15 protein-coding genes are annotated in these 15,802 nt (G+C 66.1%); 2 read left to right on the top strand and 13 right to left on the bottom strand.

Annotated elements, in window-relative coordinates:
* Window positions 1-5: 5 nt before the first annotated feature.
* The 4 genes from ACIPXZ_RS10760 to ACIPXZ_RS10745 all read right to left on the bottom strand — a co-directional run bounded on the left by ACIPXZ_RS10760 (window position 6) and on the right by ACIPXZ_RS10745 (window position 4,020).
* Entirely contained in the window at window positions 6-650 is a 645-nt protein-coding gene (locus ACIPXZ_RS10760; RefSeq protein ID WP_400593664.1) for a DUF1097 family protein, read from the bottom strand.
* A complete protein-coding gene (locus ACIPXZ_RS10755; protein WP_400593661.1) occupies window positions 647-2,047 on the bottom strand; it encodes an MFS transporter in 1,401 nt (466 codons plus the stop codon). The genes ACIPXZ_RS10760 and ACIPXZ_RS10755 overlap by 4 nt, the downstream gene beginning before the upstream one ends.
* A 136-nt stretch (window positions 2,048-2,183) precedes the next feature.
* Window positions 2,184-3,077, bottom strand: coding sequence for a carbohydrate kinase family protein (locus ACIPXZ_RS10750; protein WP_400593658.1), 894 nt, complete (start codon window positions 3,075-3,077; stop codon window positions 2,184-2,186).
* 19 nt (window positions 3,078-3,096) lie between these two features.
* Window positions 3,097-4,020, bottom strand: coding sequence for a pseudouridine-5'-phosphate glycosidase (locus ACIPXZ_RS10745; RefSeq protein ID WP_400593656.1), 924 nt, complete (start codon window positions 4,018-4,020; stop codon window positions 3,097-3,099).
* 113 nt (window positions 4,021-4,133) lie between these two features.
* On the opposite strand from ACIPXZ_RS10745, the gene ACIPXZ_RS10740 reads away from it, so the two are divergent.
* Entirely contained in the window at window positions 4,134-5,033 is a 900-nt protein-coding gene (locus ACIPXZ_RS10740) for a LysR substrate-binding domain-containing protein (RefSeq protein ID WP_400593653.1), read from the top strand.
* Between the two features lie 10 nt (window positions 5,034-5,043).
* Here the strand turns inward: ACIPXZ_RS10740 and ACIPXZ_RS10735 are convergent, their stop codons facing one another.
* The 4 genes from ACIPXZ_RS10735 to ACIPXZ_RS10720 all read right to left on the bottom strand — a co-directional run bounded on the left by ACIPXZ_RS10735 (window position 5,044) and on the right by ACIPXZ_RS10720 (window position 9,690).
* Entirely contained in the window at window positions 5,044-5,823 is a 780-nt protein-coding gene (locus tag ACIPXZ_RS10735) for an SHOCT domain-containing protein (protein WP_400593650.1), read from the bottom strand.
* Window positions 5,824-6,350: 527 nt separating this feature from the next.
* Window positions 6,351-7,289 (bottom strand): ribokinase, encoded by a 939-nt coding sequence (locus ACIPXZ_RS10730; RefSeq protein WP_400593647.1) that lies wholly within the window; start codon window positions 7,287-7,289, stop codon window positions 6,351-6,353.
* Window positions 7,286-8,707 (bottom strand): MFS transporter, encoded by a 1,422-nt coding sequence (locus ACIPXZ_RS10725; RefSeq protein ID WP_400593645.1) that lies wholly within the window; start codon window positions 8,705-8,707, stop codon window positions 7,286-7,288. Before ACIPXZ_RS10725 ends, ACIPXZ_RS10730 begins: the two co-directional genes overlap by 4 nt.
* Entirely contained in the window at window positions 8,704-9,690 is a 987-nt protein-coding gene (locus ACIPXZ_RS10720) for a nucleoside hydrolase (RefSeq protein ID WP_400593642.1), read from the bottom strand. The genes ACIPXZ_RS10725 and ACIPXZ_RS10720 overlap by 4 nt, the downstream gene beginning before the upstream one ends.
* 154 nt (window positions 9,691-9,844) lie before the next feature.
* On the opposite strand from ACIPXZ_RS10720, the gene ACIPXZ_RS10715 reads away from it, so the two are divergent.
* Entirely contained in the window at window positions 9,845-10,897 is a 1,053-nt protein-coding gene (locus tag ACIPXZ_RS10715) for a LacI family DNA-binding transcriptional regulator (RefSeq protein ID WP_400593639.1), read from the top strand.
* A 15-nt stretch (window positions 10,898-10,912) separates the two neighbouring features.
* On the opposite strand, the gene ACIPXZ_RS10710 is transcribed toward ACIPXZ_RS10715, so the two are convergent.
* The 5 genes from ACIPXZ_RS10710 to ACIPXZ_RS10690 form a co-directional block, all read right to left on the bottom strand.
* A complete protein-coding gene (locus tag ACIPXZ_RS10710; RefSeq protein ID WP_400593636.1) occupies window positions 10,913-11,767 on the bottom strand; it encodes an IclR family transcriptional regulator in 855 nt (284 codons plus the stop codon).
* A 157-nt stretch (window positions 11,768-11,924) separates the two neighbouring features.
* Window positions 11,925-12,632, bottom strand: a complete 708-nt coding sequence (locus tag ACIPXZ_RS10705) for an ABC transporter ATP-binding protein (RefSeq protein ID WP_400593963.1) — start codon at window positions 12,630-12,632, stop codon at window positions 11,925-11,927.
* Window positions 12,625-13,512, bottom strand: a complete 888-nt coding sequence (locus ACIPXZ_RS10700) for an ABC transporter ATP-binding protein (RefSeq protein ID WP_400593633.1) — start codon at window positions 13,510-13,512, stop codon at window positions 12,625-12,627. Before ACIPXZ_RS10700 ends, ACIPXZ_RS10705 begins: the two co-directional genes overlap by 8 nt.
* Window positions 13,505-14,701 carry a branched-chain amino acid ABC transporter permease gene (locus ACIPXZ_RS10695; RefSeq protein ID WP_400593630.1) on the bottom strand — a complete coding sequence of 399 codons (1,197 nt, stop codon included), beginning with the start codon at window positions 14,699-14,701 and terminating at the stop codon, window positions 13,505-13,507. The genes ACIPXZ_RS10700 and ACIPXZ_RS10695 overlap by 8 nt, the downstream gene beginning before the upstream one ends.
* Entirely contained in the window at window positions 14,698-15,729 is a 1,032-nt protein-coding gene (locus ACIPXZ_RS10690; RefSeq protein WP_400593628.1) for a branched-chain amino acid ABC transporter permease, read from the bottom strand. Before ACIPXZ_RS10690 ends, ACIPXZ_RS10695 begins: the two co-directional genes overlap by 4 nt.
* Window positions 15,730-15,802 lie beyond the last annotated feature (73 nt).

Genomic DNA, 15,802 nt, shown 5'->3' with positions numbered 1-15,802 from the left:
TCCTTTCATCGGAGGTCCACCTTAATCTCCACACTTTTATCACGGCGCGGAACAGGCACCTCAAGCATCCCTTCTCGCACGGTCAGTACCGTGAACAATCGGCTGATCCCGACCCCGATGCAGTTCGAGAGGATTCCGGCGACGGCCACCGACGCCGCATCCCCCCAGCCGAAATGTTCCGCCCCCGACCCGAGCGCCGCCGCGGTGGAGAATCCGATGAAGATTCCAGGGACCGAGGCGAAGGCAGGACTCCGGGCGACGAAGAGCATCAATGGATTGAGTGGGATCAGGATCGCCACGGAACAAAGCCAAGGAGGTGTTCCCGGAGCGGCAAGGGAGAAAGCCAGGTCCTGCAGCAGGAGCATGACCGCTCCGCATACCCCGCCGAAGGTCAGGCAGAGGATCAGCACTCTCAGTGTCTGCGTGGCGGGGGCCCGGGTCGGGAAGAGAGATGCTGCCGACCAGCCGAGAAAAATCCCCCAGGCCGGAACCTGGGTGAACACGCTCAGGGGCACAGCGCCCACCGCCAGGATCGTCGTCGCCAGTTCGGGAGAAAGCCTGCCGAATCGGTCGCCGAGGAGCCGAGACGCTCCGAAGCTCCGAGCCCGCCGTGGCGGCGTCCCTCGCAGAAGATCATCAGGACCTTTCATTGCTCAAGTTCGGCGTTCTCGGGCTTGGGGATCAGCCATGAGACCAGCAGGGACGCGACGGTGATCGCAGCCCCAGCCAGGATTCCCCCGGTGTATGAGCCGGTCATGAGCTGAACGGCGGGCAGGATCGCGAAGCTCAGGCCGGCACCGAGACCGAATGCCGACGCATTGAGCCCAGGCAGGAAACCTGGATTCGCCGGAGGGGAAAGGACCACGCCCAGTCCGTTGAGCATGATGTTGACCATGCCTGCGTAGAAGACCCCGAGGAGGCAAGTGCAGATCACAAGCACCGGGAGCGAACCGACACCCACCAACCCGAGGACGATGCTGATGACGATGCTCGCAAACAGGCCCCAGCGGAGCACCGTGCGGTAGCCGATGCGGGGAGCAATGCGGCCCGCAAGCGGCCCCACGAGCCAACCTGCGATCGCGTAAGGAGTGAGCAGCAGGAGAGACGCGGTGTCGGCGGACAAGCCGAAACCTTCCGTGGGGTTCTGCGCGAGGGACATGACGAGACCGTTCACTGTCGCGAAGATCCCGGCCATGGTCAGCATTGTCGTCAGGAACATCGCCCAGGTAGCCCTGCGACGAAGAAGGAGTGTTGAGGCAAGAGGCTCCCGAGTACGTGACTCGACCACCCAGAACACTCCGGCTGCAAGCACAGCGGCGAGCAGAAAGCCACCGACCCGGCCCCAGCCGGCAGCAGGCCCGGCCCCAGCTTCATTGACTGCCGACTGGAGAAACAGGACGGCCAGGATCAAGGGGACCGTGCCCCACCAATCCATTTGCACTCCGGCGGAAGGCCGAGATTCATCACTGAAGCTCAGCACCAGCGCAGCTGCTGCCACGCCCACGACGGCGATGACCCAGAAGATGGAGCGGAATCCGAAGTGCATCGCCAGGAACCCGCCCAACAAGGCGTCCAGGCCGGCGATTCCGCCGTTGACAGAAGTGATCACGCCGAGCAGGACACCGTACCGACGTCGATCATTCACCTCGCTGCGCAGCATCATGAGTGAAATGGAGACGATCGAGCCCGAGACTCCTTGCATGGCCCGCGCCACGAACAGAACCTGGAGGTTAGGAGCGACGGCCGCCAGCACGGCCCCGAGCGTCATGCCACCGAGCATGAGGATCATGACCAGCTTCCGCCCTCGGATGTCACTCCACCGGGGCAGGAAGAGCCCGAACAGCGCGGTACTGGTGAAGAACGCTGTCTGGGTGAGTCCGATGCTGGCCTCATCCGTGTTCAGCTCTTTCGCCATGACCACCAAAGCAGGGCTGAGCATGCTGGCGTTGAGCTGGAATGCCACACAAGCCGCCAGCAACGCGACCATCAGCATCCGGATCCGTACCCTGCCTGCGCTCGTCACGACAAGAGAAGAAATCTCGACCATGGGGGCTTCCTTTCAGAAGACACGACCGATCCCCGGGAGGGGAGACGAAGTAAGGGAAAATGTCGGCCGGACCGGGGGCCGGGCGCAGGGGCACCCGGCCCCGGATTCAGCGTCCGGGATTCAGCAGCCCGAAGGCTCAGCCGTCCGAGCTCACGGATCCGGCGGAGGATGCTCCGGGAGAGGAGAGGACCTGTGCCGCGGTGGTGTGGCCCCGTTGGCAGGCCTCTTCGAGATCGCGGCTGGCAAGGAAGCCCGTCAGGAATCCTGCGGCAAAGGCATCGCCGGCGCCCGTGAGATCCCTGATCCTGTCCACCGGCGGAACAGGAACCGTCCGGACAGGCTTTCCAGGCTCGTGAATGGACGTCGGGCGCGGCCCGGCCTTCGCGATGACCGTCGTTGTCGGCAGGCGGCTCAAGTGGCGTCCGGGGAGACCTCGCTCGGAGAGTTCGAGCAGGGCTGCTTCTCCCTCATTGGCGATGAGGAAGTCCGGGGCGATATCTGAGAGCAACTCCATGAACGCCTCCACCCCGTACTCGCGGAGCATCCCGGTGGAGGACGCATCAATCGAAACAGCTGCACCGCGTTCTTTCATGGCTCGTGCGACCGTCGTCGCCGTGTCGGCCAGAGGACCGGCGCTGAACGAATAGGCAGGGATGTGCAGAAGTTCCAGCTCCTCGAGCCACGCTTCAGGAACATCCTGCAGCAATGTTGAAGCTGCTCGCTGAGGGAACATGGTCCGTTCCCCGCTCTCGTCAATCAGGATGACGACGGTTCCCGTCCGTCCACCTCGCTGGACGAAAACGTCGACGCCCGATGCCGCGAGGCTGTCCACGAGAAAGCGACCGGAATGATCATCTCCGACGCATCCGAGAAATCGGGTCGGATACAGGGGTGCTGCGAAGACCGCGACATTGGCCGCGCTCCCGCCACGGGTGTGAAAGATCTCGACCTTGCTGTCAGTGCCGTGCTGGATGTTTTCACCGAGCCAGACGACGACATCCTCCACGAGGTCTCCGATCACTCCGAGCATATTCGTGCCTCTTTCCTTGTCACCCGGCGAGTGCTTTGGCAACGGAACCGCCCAGGACGACGTTGCCACGGTAGACCTCGACGTTGACATCCAAACTACGGCCCTGAGTGTCCCGCTGGATGAAATCGAGGAGGAAAGGTGTCGTCGCGTTACCGGAGATGCCCTGCGCCTCCGCTTCGGCCCAGGCTTTGGCCAGGATCGCGTCGAGTTCTTCGGGCGGGAGCTGCTTGTCGTCCGCCACAGGGTTGGCGAGCAGAAGAGCCGACTCGATGCCGAGCAAGTCTCGGGCTCTGGACACCTCCGCCACGGCTTCCGGCGTATCCACCTGGTGTTCCACCGCGTGACCTGAGTCCGCAACATAGAAGCCCGGGTAGCGGCGCGTGCCGAATCCCAGCACCGGGATGTTCAGCGTCTCGAAACGTTCCAAAGTCGCTGCTACGTCCAGAATCGACTTCACCCCGGCGCTGATGACGATGATCGGCGTTTTGGCCAGGGTCGTCATGTCAGCCGATTCGTCGAACGTCTCTGATGCGCCATGGTGCACACCTCCGAGGCCGCCCGTCGAGAAGACCTTGATCCCTGCGCGATGCGCGAGGAACGCCGTCGCGGCGACGGTGGTCCCCCCGCTCAGGTTCATGGCGGCAGCGGTCGGCAGGTCCCTCAGACTCACTTTGACCACGGGAAGGTCGCCCGCGAGTTCCTCGATCTGCACCGCCGAGAGACCTACCGTGGGCGTGCCGCGGTACACCCCGATCGTCGCCGGAACCACTCCTGCGTCCCTGAGGGACTGTTCCGCTTCCAAGGCGACCTGCAGGTTCCTGGGTTTGGGGAGCCCGTGCGTGAAAATGGTCGATTCCAGAGCGACCACAGGGCGGCCGGTCGCAACGGCATCGGCGACTTCCTCGGAGAGCACGATTCCGTTCGTGAAAGTTGTTGATGTCATAGTCCGCCCTTCCTGGCGATCTGAACGATGGAGCGTCCTGCCCGGGTTCCACGCTAAAACCACGAATTAACGAAAACGAGAATGAATTGTCAATCAATAGATAGTCTTTATCTATGAAAATCACACTGCGGCAGGTGGAGATCTTCCTCGCGGTCGCCGAAGAACTGCACTTCGCTCGCGCCGCCGAACGCCTTCTCCTGTCACAGCCGACGGTGAGCCAGGAGATCCGCCGCCTGGAGAGAGGCTTGGGCATCGAGCTTTTCGACAGATCCCGGCGGGCGGCGGCCTTGTCCGCCGCCGGAGCGGCCCTGATGAAGGAAAGCGCAGAGCTTCTCGCCGCGGCGCAGCGCCTGGTGCGCGCGGCGGAACGCTTGGCGGAACCTCGTGCCAAGGCGGTGACTGTGGTCGCATCGCCGAGCGTGATCAACAAGTTGCTGCCCGACGCCATCCGTGTGGCCGAAGACCAACTCCCCGAATTGCGCATCCACGATGTCGGCGTGAACACCGGCGGAATCCTGGAGGGGATCCAGACACACAGCGGCGATATCGGACTGGGACGCTTTCTCCCCAGCATCCCGGGCCATGAGAAGGAGGTCCTGGTTGAGGAGCCGGTAATGGCCGTCCTCAGCGTCAAACATCCAGCCGCCCGGGAGGAGACTCTCGAGCTGGACACTCTCGGAGATCTGCCCCTGCTCCTCTGGCCTCGCGAACAGAACCCCGGCTACTACGACGCTTTGCTCGGCATCTGCACCGACCGGAACCTGACACCTCTGATTCTGGTCAGCTCACCGCTCATCGTGGGTGCTCGTTCCTATCTGATCGCGGAGAACAGGGCCTTCGCGTTGGTGCCCCGCTCTGCCGTCGGACATCTCGCCCCCGGCACCACGGCGGTCCACCTGAAGGCTCCTGCCAGACTGCCGTTGGAGATGCTGGTGCCCGCTCATGACCCCCGGCCGGACGTGGTGTCATTCCTCGACATCATCCGGGCTCAGGCACGGCATCTCGGCGACTGAGGAGGCGGTCTCAGCTGAGCAACCGGGCCTTCGCCGCAGCGAACTCCTCGTTGCTCAGTTCGCCGTTACGGTGCAGCGCAGCGAGAGCTTCGAGTTCCTGGGCAAGCCCGGGCTTCTGCCCGTCCGCCGCTTGTTCCTTCCGCACGGCGCGGGAGATCTGGACCAGCTTGCGTGCCTTGGCCGACGACGCCGGAGCGCCCGACGTCGAGTACCCCGCGTCGCGCTCGATCCAGACGAAGGCCGGGTCGCCTTTCTCCGGAGCTTCGGGGCGCCTGATGCCGGGTGCTCGCGATGCCACGACGACGTCGGACGGCTGACCGGGCGGCCACTCGTAGTGCACTTTCACCACCAGCGCCGAGACGGCGTCGTTGCTTTCAGCGGTCATCGCAAGGGTCTCGGCGACGGTGCCCGGCACCCGGACGGACTCCTGCCGGAACGCGCTGTAGTGGTCGATGAATCGGCGCGAATCGGCGTACCGCTTCCAGCCCGCGAAGTAGCCGAACCAGGCCGGGAGGAGGAAGACCCAGGGGAAGATCAGCCAGAGGACGTTCCAGAACCAGGGGAAGAAACCCTCGTCATCCCAGGCGCCCACGGTGATCACCCAGACGCCGAGCACACTGCCGGCGATCAGGATGACCCCGAGAAGAAGACGGCGGGGCACGCTCATCCCCGGCAAGACGATGTAGTCCGGGCTGGCCGGCAGGGTCGCTGCTTCCTGCGCCGTGGCGGCGATCTTCAGGACGGCGCGCCGGTCCACCGGTCCGGGAACGAGACTCTGACGTGGGGCCATGTCTTCAGCCTAGTCGGGGCCGGAGAGGGTGGCCGAGCCGGTTGGCCCGGGACAGGGCCGTGGCTGTTCCGATCCGGTCAACTCAGGACAGGACCGTGGCTGATCCGATCCGGCGAACTCAGGGCGGGACCGTTGCCGACCCGATCCGATCCGGTCAACTCAGGACAGGACCCTGGCCGAGTCAGCTATGGCGGGCTTAGTCGCAACCTGCCCTGGAGCCGACCTCGCTGGTTCGGTGCCGAATCGCTCATTTTCGGAGCGAACTGGCACCTAGCTAGCGAGATCAGCAAGCAGGGCACCTGAAACCAGCGACTTCAGCAACAGGGCCCGGCGAGTCCGCTATCGCGGGCGCGAATCCGCTACCCCGGATAGCTGACTCGCGCCCTGGGTAGCGGACTCGACCGGAGACGGCGCCGGGAATAGCGGACTCAGCCGCTCCGGTCCGGTTCCGCTCGGCCGCCCGATCCGGTCCGGTTCCGCTCCGAGTCCGCTCCGCACCGGGTCCGGTTTGGCCTGACCCTCAGACCTCAGTTCCCCCGGAGGGCTGCAACATCGGCGTCGGTGCCGTAGGAGGCCTGGGCTCCACGGCTCGTGGCGGCGTGTGCGGCAGCCACGGAGGCGTAGCGTGCCGCCTCAACAAGAGAATCCCCCGCAGCGAGCCGCGTCGCGAGTCCTCCGGTGAACGCGTCGCCCGAACCGGTGGTGTCCACGGGCTCGATGCGCGTGGCGGCGATCCGCTCGATGGCGGCTTCCTCCCCGGAACCCGCGCCGTCCAGCACCACGACGCCCTGCGCACCCAGCGTCACCAGGACCCGGGAGAATCCGGCCTCGGCGAAGGCCCCGGCCACGGCGGACCAGTCCTCCCCCTCGGCCGCAGGGGCTTCACGGCCCAGGAGCTGACCGGCCTCGTGAGCGTTGACCAGCAGGATGTCCGTGGCCGCCACGAGGTCCGCGGGGATCGCGGCGAACGGCGAGAGGTTCAGGATCACGGTGGCCCCGGCCGCGCGGCCCGCCTGAGCCGCCGCGAGCACCGTCTCCTGAGACACCTCGAGGCAGAGGCACACCGCGGAGGCGCCGTCGAACACGGCGGCCGAGCGGCCGACATCCTCCGGCGACAGCTCCCCGTTGGCTCCGGCCACGATCACGATGCTGTTCTCACCCTGCGCGTCCACGGTGATGCCCGCGACGCCGGTGGGCACGCCGCCGATGCGACGCACAGCGGAGGCGTCCACGCCGGCGTCGCGCGCGGAATCGAGCAGCATGGCCCCGTTCGCATCGTCTCCCACGGCGCCGATGAGCCGGACGTCCGCTCCGAGCCGCGCCGCGGCGACGGCCTGATTGGCGCTCTTGCCACCGGGCTGCACCACGAACCCGGTGCCGATGACGGTCTCGCCAGGCAGCGGCATGCGCTCGGCGTAAAGGGTCAGATCCGCGTTGAGGGATCCGACGACGACGACATGACTCACTGCTGTACCTCTGCTTCGGTGGGGCGGGGGATCAGGAAGGACACGGCGAACGCGGCCAGCGTGACGACCAGGCCCGTGAGCACCACCGTGAGGTAGGACGCCTTGGCGTCACCCAGCGACTGCGAGGCCTGAAGCACCGCGGGCAGGACCAGGAAGCTCAGCCCCGCGCCGAGATTGAACGCACCGGCGTTCATGCCGGGCAGGAAGCCCGGGTTGCTCTTCGGCGACAGCACGACTCCGAGACCGTTGAGCATGATGTTCACGGTGCCAGCGTAGGCGATGCCGAGCAGCGCGGTTGCGATGATCATGACCGGCAGGCTGCTCAGGCCGAAGAACGCGATGACGGCCAGCGCCACCAGGCTGCCGATCATGCCGAATCGCAGGGTCTTGCGGTACCCGAGCACCGGGGCGAGCCGTCCGCTGAACGGGCCGACCAGCCAGCCGAGCAGCGCGTACGGGGTGAGGATCATGAGGGACATCTCGGTGGGCCCGACGGCGAAGCCCGGGGACGCGGCCTGCACGAACGCCGGAACGATCCCGTTGATGACGGCGAAAATGCCGGTCATGGTCAGGGTGGTCGTGAGCAGCAGGGCCCACATGGAGCGTTGGCGCAGGTGGACGATCTCCACCATGGGCTGAGCAGAGCGTTTCTCCACCGTCCAGAAGCCGATGAACGCGGCCACGCCCACCAGGGCGAGGACGAGCGAAAGCGTGAGCGTCCCGGCGTCGAACGCGGAGACCAGGCCGGCCGCGCTGTTGAGCGCCGTCAGCACGGCGCCGACGGCCACGACGATGAAGAACACCCCGGCCCAGTCCATCCGCGTCCCCGCCTGCGGCTTGGACTCGGGTGCCAGGACGAACACCAGCACGGCCGCCACGACGGCCAGCGCGGTCATGATCCAGAAGAGGCTGCGGAAGCCGTAATGCTCGGTGAAGAAGCCGCCCACGAAGGAGTCGACGCCGGCCACGCCGCCGTTGACCGCCGTGATGAGTCCCATGAGAGAGCCGTAACGGCGTGGGTCATCGATGGCGGAGCGCAGCATGAGCAGGCAGAGCGGAACGGTGGGCCCGGACACACCCTGGATGATGCGGCCCACGAAGACCCAGCTGACGTCCGGCGCGACGGCGGCGATGACCGAACCGATCGCCATGAGCGCCATCATGCCCACCAGGACGCGCTTACGGCCCACGATGTCACTGAGGCGCGGCAGGAACAGGGAGAACAGCGCCGCGGCGGTGAAGAACCAGGTCTGGCTGAGGCCGATGGTCGCCTGATCGGTGTGGAGCTCGTGCTCCATGGAGACCAGTGCGGGGCTGAGCATGGAGGCGTTGAGCTGGAACGCGATGCAGGCGGTCAGCAGCGCTGCGGTCAGAACCCCGACGCCGGGCCCCGACTTGGTGGCGGTGGAGGCGCTCATGCCGCGGCACCTGCCAGCTCGGGCTCACCGATGGCCTGGATGGCCTCGACGACCAGGTCCCAGAACTTCTCGCGGTCCAGGTCCACGGCCACGGAGGTGGTGCAGTCGTCCGGCGCCGGGGCGCGGAAGTCGGCGACGGTCATGCCGAGGGTGAGGGTGCCGTTGAGTTCGATGTCCACGGGGACGCGCTGCGTCGTCATGACGCTCGGGTCGATGACGTAGGCGACGGCGCACGGGTCGTGCACGGGCGGGAAGTCGAAGCCCTGCGCATCCTTGTAGGTGGCGGCGAAGAAGTCCATGAGTTCGACGACGAACTGCGCCGGCTTGGTGCCGATCGCGGCGATGCGCTCGACGACGTCCGGGGTGGCCAGGGCCTGGTGGGTCAGGTCGAGGCCGACCATGACCACGGGCCAGGACTCGTTGAAGACGATGTGGGCGGCCTCGGGGTCGATCTTGATGTTGAACTCGGCCACGGCGCTCCAGTTGCCGACGTGGTACCCGCCGCCCATGAGGACCACCTCGCGGACGCGCTCCACGATGCGGGGTTCCTTGCGCGCCGCCAGGGCGATGTTGGTCAGGCCGGCGGTGGGCACCAGAGTGACGCTGCCGGGCTCGTGGGCCATGACGGTGTCGATGATGAGATCCACGGCGTGGCGCTCATCCAGACCGAAGGCGGGCTCCGGCAGGACCGGACCGTCCAGGCCGCTCTCCCCGTGGATGTCCGGCGCGGTCTCGATGGTGCGGACCAGCGGGCGGGCGCAGCCGGCGGCGAAGGGGACGCCCGTGATGCCGGCGATCGTCGCCACGGAGAGGGCGTTGCGCGTGACCTTCTCCAGCGTCTGGTTGCCCACCACGGTGGTCACCGCGAGCAGCTCGATGTTCGGGTTGCCGTGCGCCAGGAGCATGGCGACGGCGTCGTCATGGCCGGGGTCGCAGTCCAGGATGATCTTGCGGGGGCTGTTGTCTGCGGTGACAAGAGGCATGGTTGCTCCACGTCGTCGGGGGCGGGCCGCCGGGCGGGCGGCGAGAGTACACCTAGGAGTGTGACACCGTTCACGGAGCGACGTCAAACGCTTAACGTCAAACGCTTGATCTCAAGCGGCACAGCCCAGGACGCACTCGCCTAAGATGGACCGCATGGACGACGACGGCGCGACCCCCAGCAGCGAACGAGGCGCGCCGTCCGGCCGGATCACCGCCGCCATGGTCGCCCGCGAAGCCGGGGTCTCCACCGCGACGGTGTCGCTCGTGGTCAGCGGCAAGGCACAGGGCCGCGTCTCCGCCGCCAATCGCGGGCGGGTCGAGGCCGCCGTCGAACGCCTCGGCTATGTGGTGGACACTGCCGGCAGCACGCTCTCCAGGGGCTTCAGCCCCGTGGTGGTCCTGGTGGCCACGGACATCGCCAACCCGTTCTACGCCGAACTCATCTCGGAGGCCCGGACCGCCCTGGGCGAACGGTACGAGCTGCTGCTCTCGGTCGGCGGGCCGGGACGCCAGATCGACCCGGGAACCATCCGCAAGCTGCTCTCCCTGCGCCCTGCGGGGTTCCTCATCGACGCCCCGAACGCCGAACTCGTGGACAGCCTCCCCTCGGGAACGCGAGCCGTCCTGCTGGATGCGCCCGGCCTGGAAGGACGCTTGCCCAGCGTCAACCTGGACGTGGCCGACGGTGCCGCGCAGCTCGCCCGTCACCTCGCGGCTCGAGGGCACCGCCGGATCGGCTACCTGGACAGCACCATCGATGCCGCCACGTTCCGGGTGCGCCGGGACGCCTTCCAGGCGACCGCTCACGGACTCGGTCTCGAGGTTCACGGAGGCGCCGCCTCCCTGACGGACATCGACGACGCCGCCGCGGCCTTCGCGAAGGCCTGGCCGGCGTGGGACGCGGCGGGCGTCAGCGCCGTCGTCGGCTGCACCGACACCCATGCCTACGGGGTCCTGGGCGCCGCGGCAGAGGCAGGCCTCGACGTTCCGGAGCGCCTCGCCGTCGCCGGCTTCGATGATCTGCCGTACTCCCGGCACACGAGTCCGCCGCTGACGAGCGTCAGCCTGCCTTCCGGGGAGCTCGGCACCGCCGCCGGGCGCACGCTGCGCGCACTGATCGAGGGGGACGAGCCCGCCACGCGGCACGTCGACGTCGCGAGCAGGCTCACGGCCCGGCGGTCGACGGCCGGCACCGCGTCCCGCTGAGCACGCGGTGAAAGTTCAGCCCTTGGCCTTGCCGTAGAGCCTGGTGGTCAGCTCGTCAGCCACCTTCTGGATGCGTGCGGCGAGCGCCGGCCATTCCTCTGCGGGAACCCGGTCTTCGATGAAGGTCACGGCGATGGCCGCCGTCGGCCATCCGAGATGGTCGGTCACGGCGGCCGCCACCGAACCGAAGCCCGGAGTCACCTCACCGTGTTCGGTGGCGAAGCCACGGATCCTGACGTCGTCCAGATGCCGGGAGAGGGCCGCGTATCCCGTGATCCCGCCCGCCGATTCAGTACGCGAAACGAACGCCGCAGCGCTCGGGTACAGGGCCCTGACCTGCGCCTTCGGCAGGGCGGCGAGAATGGCACGGCCGCTCGCGGTCAGATGGGACGGCAGTCGGACGCCGACGTCGGTGACCAGTGAGGGACGGCCCTTGGCACGCTCTTCGACGATGTAGAGCACGTCGCGGCCGTGCAGCACGGCCAGATGGGCGCTTTCCCCGAGCACGTCGACGAGGGATGCGAGCAAGGGACGGCCCAGCCGGGAGATGGGCTCCTGCCGGCTGTAGGCGCTGCTGAGCTCGAACGCGCCGAGGCCGAGCCCGTATCGTTTCTCTTCCTTGAGGTGCATCACGAGTCCGTGCTCTTCCAGCACGGCGAGCAATTGGTACACCGTGGAGCGGGGAAGATCCAGGGCGCTGGCGATGGCGCTGGCCGGCTGCGGGCCGCGGCGCGAGCTGAGGAGTTTGAGGATGCGCAGCGTGTTGTCAGCTGCGGGGACCTTGGACTTGGGGTCGGTCACTGTCGGTCCTTTCCGTGCGGCCTCCGCTCCGGGCAGACGGAGCAAGGCGGGGCCGGGGCCCTTCCCCATATTGTTGCAGTCCGCCCGAGGCACAGCGCATTGTGTCCAGCCACGGGCCACATGCGACAGGTGCCCTGAACGCGGCAGCTGGCGCAACGCCCGCCGTCGCTGAAATGCAAGAGCCCGGAACCACGACAGTCCCGGGACTTCTTGCGCCGGGCCTACATCAGGCGACGCCCAGGTACGCCTCCTTGATGGCCGGGTTGGCCAGGAGCTCCTTCCCGGTCCCCTCGTGCGTGATGGACCCGGTCTCCAGAACAAACGCACGATGCGAGCGGGCCAGCGCCTGATTGGCGTTCTGCTCCACCAGCAGCACCGTGGTGCCCTGCTCGTTGATCTCCGTGACGATCTTGAAGATCTGGCGGATGAACTGCGGGGCCAGGCCCATGGACGGCTCATCCAGGAGGAGCAGTTTCGGATTGGACATCAGCGCCCGCCCGATGGCGAGCATCTGCTGTTCGCCGCCACTCATGGTGCCGCCGAACTGTTTGGACCGCTCCTTCAGCCGCGGGAACAGGTCGAACACCCGCTCCAGGTCCTTGGCGATCCCCGAACTGTCTTTGCGGCCGTACGACCCCATGCCCAGGTTCTCCATGACCGTCATGCCAGGGAAGATCCCTCGGCCTTCCGGCGCCTGGGAGATGCCCTTGACGACGCGGAGGTGGGCCTTCATGGAGGTGATGTCCTGGCCCATGAAGGTGATGTTCCCCGACGACGGGTTGAGCAGGCCGGACACGGTCCGCATGGTGGTCGTCTTCCCGGCCCCGTTGGCACCGATCAGGGAAACGATCTCCCCCTCCTCCACGGTGAAGGACATGTTGTGAATGGCCCGGATGCGCCCGTAGTGGACGGTCACGTTCTTCAGCTCAAGCAAGCTCATCTTCAGGCTCCCCGAGGTAGGCGGCTACGACTTTCGGATCCTCGCGGATCTCCTTGGGCACAGCGTCGGCGATCTTCTTACCGAACTCCAGCACCACGATGCGGTCCGTGACTCCCATGACCAGCTTCATGTCGTGCTCGATGAGCAGAACCGTGTAGCCGTCATCCCGGATGGTCCGGATCAGCGCCATGAGCTCTTCCTTCTCCGCCGGGTTGAAGCCGGCGGCCGGCTCGTCCAGACACAGGAGCTTGGGGTCCGTGGCCAGTGCGCGGGCGATTTCCAGCCTCCGTTGGTACCCGTACGGCAGGTGCCGGGACAGGTACTGCGCGTGATCCGCAATGCCTACGAATTCCAGGAGTGCCATGCCGCGTTCGATGGCGGATTTCTCCTCCCGGACGTGGGTGGGGAGCCGGAGCAGCGCACCGCCCACGCTCGTCTTGTGACGGGCGTCCAGCCCTACCACCACGTTCTCCAACGCGGTCATCTCGCCGAAAAGGCGGATGTTCTGGAACGTGCGGGCCAGGCCACGCCGGGTGATCTTGTGCTGGGGCAGGCCGTTGAGAGGCTTGCCTTCCAGTTTCACCGTCCCGGACGTCGGTTTGTACACGCCCGTCATGGCGTTGAAACAGGTGGTCTTCCCGGCGCCGTTAGGGCCGATCAGCCCCAGGATTTCACCGCGGTTGATGTCGAACGTGACCTTGTCCAGGGCCGTGAGGCCGCCGAACTTCATGGTCAGATTCTCCACCTGGACCAGAGGCTCCCCCACCTTGACCGAAATGTCCCGTTCCGGTGCCGCTTTCTCGGCGACGTCGAGGTCCACGCCCTGTTCCTTCAGCGCCTCGACGTCGATTTCCGGTTCGGCCGCTTCACTCATCTCCGGCCGCCTTCCCGCCATCCGTGGCCACCTGGGCGCGTCGGCCCGTCTGAGGCTCCTTGAGCTTGTTATATGCCAGCCGTCCGTACGCCAGCAGACGCTGACGCGCCGGGAGCAGACCGCCTGAACGGAAGATCATGATGAGCACCAGTGCCACACCGAAGATGAGGTACTTGAACTCCGCAATCGCGGTGAACCGCAGCGGGATGTATGCCACCAGGGCGCCGCCCAGGACGGCGCCGACCTTATTGCCCGTGCCGCCCAGAACCACGGCGGCCAGGAACAGGATCGATGTGGCGATGTCGAACTTCTGGTTGTTCACAAAACCCACTTGCCCGGCGAAAAGCGCACCGGAGAGCCCGCCCACGGACGCCCCGATGGCGAACGCCCAGACCTTGTACTTGAACGTCGGAACTCCCATGATCTCCGCGGCATCCTCATCCTCTCGGATGGCGATCCAGGCACGGCCCACACGGCTGCGTTCCAGATTTCCGGCCAGGAGCAACACGATGATGATGATCGTCAGCGTGAGCCAGTACCAGGGGGTGCCGTTCGAATTCAGGAAGATCGGCTGGCCGTCGGCGTCCGTCCCCGGAGGGCGGCCCACATTCTGGAAACCCACCTGGCCCTTCATGGCCGGGATGATGGTGGCCAGAATGCGGACGATCTCACCGAAGCCGAGCGTCACAATAGCCAGGTAGTCGCCGCGCAGACGCAGGGTGGGCACGCCCAGCAGCACGCCGAAGAACATGGTGATCGCCATGGCCAGCGGCAGGGTCCACAGGTACGGGATGTGGAGGTACGGCGAGTCCGGACTGGTGAACATGGCCGCCGTGTAGGATCCCACGGCGAAAAAGGCCACATAGCCAAGGTCCAGCAAGCCTGCATAGCCCACCACGACGTTCAGACCCACGGCGACGAGAGCGTAGACAGCCATCTGAGCCAGAGCGATCTGCCAATTGTTGCCGGGTTCCGTGGTGATCAACGGAGGGTTGAGGATGGGCAGCAGGTACGCGATGACCACGACCACCATGAGCCAGAGCCATTGGATCTGGCGCGGGAGCGCGTTCCATTTGTCGCCAAGACCAGGGAACCAACCCTGACGACGACGATTCCTGCCTTCCCGGTCGGCCATCGCCTGAGCGGCTGCCGAGTCAGGGACGAGGGTGGGGCCGTCTGTGGTGCTCATGCCTTACTCTTTCCAAGCGAGCTTCCCAGGATGCCATCAGGACGCACGACCAGCACCAGGACCAGGACCAGGAACGCCACGACGTCCGTCCACTGTGAACTGCCCAGAAGCACCTGTCCGTAGTTGCCGATCAGGCCGATCAGCAGGCCGCCCAGGAGGGCGCCGCGCACGTTGCCGATGCCGCCCAGGACTGCCGCGGCAAAGGCCTTGACACCCAAGATGAAGCCACCGTTGTACTGGACACCGGACGGGATCTTCATGACGTAGAACAGGGCTGCCGCACCGGCCAGGACGCCGCCGATCACAAAGGTGGTGAGGATGATCTTTTCCTTGTTGACGCCCATGAGCGTTGCCGTGTCCGGGTCCTGAGCCACAGCGCGGATGCCCCTGCCGGTCTTGGACTTCCGAATGAACTGATCCGTGGCCACCATCAGGATGACGGCGGCAATGATGATCACCAGCTGCTGGGAGTCGATGATGGTGCCGAACACGTCAAAGATGGGCGTAGGGCGGAACATGGTCAGCGCCGGTTCCGGGCTGGGGCCGCGCCACCAGTAAATGAGGTACTGAATGGCGAAGGAGACACCGATCGCGGTGATGAGGAACGCCAGCCGGGGGGCTTTGCGTCTGCGCAACGGCTTGTAGGCCACCCGCTCCACGACGACGGCCGTAAGGGCGGAGGCAATGACGGCCACCACCAGAGCCAGGAGGAGATTGCCTACAATCGCCCAGAACGGCAGATGAGGTGCGGACGGACCGAAATTCAGCCCGCTGAGGGTGAAGAACACGCCGTAGCAGCCCACGATGAACACTTCTGAGTGGGCGAAGTTGATGAGGTTGAGGACTCCGTAAACGAGGGTGTAGCCCAGGGCCACCAAAGCGTAAATGGCACCGAACGTCAGGCCGTCGAAAGTGGAGCTCCAGAAGTTCTGGGCCAGAGAGTTGACGTCGAAGGTGATCCAGGAATCGTCCGTGGGCACTGTCAGTGGCACGGCGTGGATGAGGCTGGGGATTGCTTCACTGATCATAGGAGCTTCCTGAGGTGATCAAGAGAAATGCTGGGGGCACCCATGACCGCATACCCCCAGCATTCTCTTGGAA

The organism is Arthrobacter sp. NPDC090010, assembly GCF_044748305.1.
GTDB lineage: Bacteria > Actinomycetota > Actinomycetes > Actinomycetales > Micrococcaceae > Arthrobacter_E.
The sequence above is the reverse complement of the archived record's forward strand: the minus strand, read 5'-3'. Positions and strand labels throughout refer to the sequence as shown.